Source organism: Acidovorax sp. KPB24-03, from assembly GCF_057546605.1.
On record NZ_BAAJYR010000418.1, the window covers coordinates 1 to 3,002 of the forward strand.

General features: G+C 68.3%; 4 protein-coding genes. All 4 read left to right on the forward strand.

From position 1 onward, the window contains the following. The first annotated feature begins 76 nt into the window (after positions 1-76). From AC27KI_RS21905 to AC27KI_RS21920, 4 genes are read left to right on the forward strand one after another with little or no spacing between them, the layout of a single operon-like run. The gene (locus AC27KI_RS21905) at positions 77-1,261 is read left to right on the forward strand and encodes a pyridoxal phosphate-dependent aminotransferase (RefSeq protein WP_284399469.1); all 1,185 of its coding nucleotides are present in this window, start codon (positions 77-79) and stop codon (positions 1,259-1,261) included. Positions 1,262-1,269: 8 nt separating this feature from the next. After that, positions 1,270-1,722: a tol-pal system-associated acyl-CoA thioesterase gene (locus tag AC27KI_RS21910; RefSeq protein WP_487090723.1), complete on the forward strand. Its 453-nt coding sequence runs from the start codon at positions 1,270-1,272 to the stop codon at positions 1,720-1,722. Further along, the gene (gene tolQ / locus AC27KI_RS21915) at positions 1,719-2,423 is read left to right on the forward strand and encodes a protein TolQ (RefSeq protein WP_272564067.1); all 705 of its coding nucleotides are present in this window, start codon (positions 1,719-1,721) and stop codon (positions 2,421-2,423) included. The genes AC27KI_RS21910 and tolQ overlap by 4 nt, the downstream gene beginning before the upstream one ends. Before the next feature lie 20 nt (positions 2,424-2,443). After that, positions 2,444-2,869 (forward strand): ExbD/TolR family protein, encoded by a 426-nt coding sequence (locus AC27KI_RS21920; protein WP_272564068.1) that lies wholly within the window; start codon positions 2,444-2,446, stop codon positions 2,867-2,869. Positions 2,870-3,002: the final 133 nt, after the last annotated feature.

The following is a 3,002-nucleotide window of genomic DNA, read 5'->3' on the forward strand; positions in this document are numbered from 1 at the left end:
CGGCCCCGCCCCCGCGCCCGTGCCCCGGCGGGCATCCCATCCCCACGCCCGCGCCGCGCGGGCAGGAATCTTTTCCATGCAGTTTTCCTCCCGCGCCGAGCGCATCGAACCGTTCTATGTGATGGAAGTGGCCAAGGCCGCCCAGGCCCTGGCGCGCGAGGTCGCCGGCACGCGCGAGCCGATGATCTTCCTGAACATCGGCGAGCCCGACTTCACCGCGCCGCCGTTGGTGCAGGAGGCGGCCGCCCGCGCCGTGCAGCGCGGCACCACGCAATACACCAACGCCCTGGGCCTGGAGCCGCTGCGCGAGCGCATCAGCGGCTGGTATGCCGACCGCTTCGGCGTGCAGGTGCCGGCCCGGCGGATCGTGGTCACGGCGGGGGCCTCGGCCGCGCTGCAGCTCGCTTGCCTGGCCCTCATCGATGCGGGCGACGAGATCCTCATGCCCGACCCGAGCTACCCGTGCAACCGCCACTTCGTGAGCGCGGCGGAAGGCAAGGCGGTGCTCATTCCCACCACGGCAGAAGAGCGCTACCAGCTGAGCGCCGCCAAGGTCGAGGCGGCCTGGGGGCCGAAGACGCGCGGCGTGCTGCTGGCCTCGCCCTCCAACCCCACCGGCACCTCGATTGCGCCCGAGGAACTGCGCCGCATCCATGCGGCCGTGCAGTCGCGCGGCGGGGTGACGCTGATCGACGAGATCTACCTGGGCCTGTCGTACGAGGAGCGCTTCGGCCACACGGCGCTGGCCATCGACGAGAACGTCATCAGCATCAACAGCTTCAGCAAGTACTTCAACATGACCGGCTGGCGCCTGGGCTGGATGGTCGTGCCCGAGGCCATGGTGCCGGTGGTCGAGCGGCTGGCGCAGAACCTGTTCATCTGCGCCAGCACCGTGTCGCAGCATGCCGCCCTCGCCTGCTTCGAGCCCGAGAGCATTGCCGAATACGAGCGCCGCCGCGCCGAGTTCAAGGCCCGGCGCGACTACTTCATTCCCGCGCTGCAGGCGCTGGGCCTGCCGGTGCCCGTGGTGCCGGACGGCGCCTTCTACGCCTGGGCCGACTGCACGCAGGCCGCCGAGCGCCTGGGCGTTTCGGGCAGCTGGGACTTCGCCTACGAGGTGATGCGCCGCGCCCACGTGGCCGTCACGCCGGGCCGCGACTTCGGCGCGTTCGAGCCGCAGCGCTTCGTGCGTTTTTCCACGGCCAATTCGATGGCGCAGCTGGAAGAATCCGTGGCCCGCCTGCGCACGCTGCTCGGATGAAGGCCGGCATGGCAACGGAGAACGCCCCCCCTCGGGCCTCGGCCCCGTTCGAGTGGCCCCTGCGCATCTACTGGGAGGACACCGACGCCGGTGGCATCGTGTTCTATGCCAACTACCTCAAGTTCTTCGAGCGTGCCCGCACCGAATGGCTGCGTTCGCTGGGCCTGGGGCAGCAGAACCTGCGGGAACTCACGGGCGGCATGTTTGTCGTAACGGACGCGCGCCTGCGCTACCTGCGGCCGGCGCGCCTCGACGATGAACTGATTGTTACGGCCTCTTTGCAAGAGGGTGGCCGCGCATCCCTGACAATACGCCAGCAAGCGCTCCTGAAACCAGAGCAAATGATCGAATCCCAGCCCGTGCTACTGTGTGAAGGCACCATCCGCATCGGATGGGTCGATGCCGCCACCCTGCGTCCCGCACGCATCCCGGGCCCCCTTCTGGAACAACTCTCATCATGAACTCCCAAGACATGTCCATCCTGAATTTGGTGCTCAACGCCAGCTGGGTGGTACAGCTCGTCATGCTGCTGCTGATCGGCGTGTCCGTGGCCAGTTGGGCCGCGATCTTCCGCAAGCTGTTCGCCCTGAAGCGCGTGAAGTCGCTCAACGAAGACTTCGAGCGCGAGTTCTGGTCGGGCACCAGCCTGAACGACCTGTACTCCAGCGCCGCGCAGAACGCCAAGAACGCCGGCCCCATGGAACGCATCTTCGCCAGCGGCATGCGCGAGTACCAGAAACTGCGCGAGCGCCGCATCTCGGACGCCGGCACGCTGCTCGACGGCGCCCGCCGCGCGATGCGCGCCAGCTTCCAGCGCGAGATGGACGTGGTCGAGTCCAGCCTGTCCTTCCTGGCCTCCGTGGGCTCCGTCTCGCCGTACGTGGGCCTGTTCGGCACCGTGTGGGGGATCATGCATGCCTTCACCGGCTTCGCCGGCATGGAGCAGGTCACCCTGGCCACCGTCGCCCCGGGCATCGCCGAAGCGCTGGTGGCCACGGCCATCGGCCTGTTCGCCGCCATTCCGGCCGTGATCGCCTACAACCGCTTCGCGCGCGACATCGACCGCGTGGCCATTCAGCAGGAGACCTTCATCGAGGAGTTCTCCAACATCCTGCAGCGCAACCTGGGCGCGCAGCCCACGTCGTCCGCCTCGGGCCACTGAGCAGCACAGGAGACAGCAGCATGCCCGCAATGGCTTCACGCGGCGGCGGCCGGCGCCGCACCATCAACGAAATCAACATGGTGCCCTTCATCGACGTGATGCTGGTGCTGCTCATCATCTTCATGGTGACTGCGCCCATGCTCACGCCCAGCGCCATCAACGTGCCCTCCGTCGGCAAGGGCGCCAAGCCGCCCAAGTCGTTCGGCCAGGTCATCATCCAGAAGGACGGCAGCCTGCAGCTCAAGACCGGCGACGCCGAGCGCCCGATCACCCTACAGGGCCTGGGCGCCGCCGCCAAGGCCTGGCAGGCCACGCAGCCGCCCGATACGCCCATCCTCATCAGCGCCGACAAGACCGTGACGTACGAAACCGTGGTGAAGGCCATGGATGCGTTGCAGAGGGCGGGCGTGCAGCGCGTGGGCCTGTCGGTCAAGTCCGGCGGCTGACGGGGCCCTCGCCGCCCTCGATCCTTCGCACCGTTTTCGCTTTTTTTTCGATCGCATGCACGCCTCCAACGACCGCGACCAGTTCGCCCCCACCCGTCCGCCCGGGCGCCTGCGCGCCGTGGCGCTGGCCGTG